Source organism: Larkinella sp. C7 (genome assembly GCF_006149005.1).
GTDB lineage: Bacteria > Bacteroidota > Bacteroidia > Cytophagales > Spirosomataceae > Larkinella.
This window is the reverse complement of the sequence record NZ_VBSL01000141.1, coordinates 225-485: the sequence shown is the minus strand read 5'-3', so window position 1 is coordinate 485 and position 261 is coordinate 225. Positions and strand designations below refer to the sequence as shown.

Below are 261 nucleotides of genomic sequence, written 5' to 3'. Positions count from 1 at the left end.
CGCCCCATCAACGGTCAAATCGATGACATCCACCTCATCAACAGACTTAAGTGGAATCCCTAGAGACTGGGCTTGAACCGTTGTCCCGCTTGAGGTCGTCACGCCCACCACTTGCAGGCCTTCCTCTTGCACCCTGCGACCAATTTCAGCCACAAAATAATAAGCGGTTGAGCCTGTTCCCAGACCAAGAATCATTCCGTCCTTGACATACTGGGCTGCTCTGATACCCGCTTGTTCCTTCAAGTCATCCATCTTTTGCAT

Annotated in this window: 1 protein-coding gene; it reads right to left on the bottom strand. The window is 51.3% G+C overall.

The annotated features are described in order from the left end of the window. Nucleotides 1-261, bottom strand: a 261-nt coding sequence (locus tag FH871_RS34795) for a ribose-5-phosphate isomerase A (RefSeq protein ID WP_229317777.1), incomplete at both ends; no start/stop codon positions are given.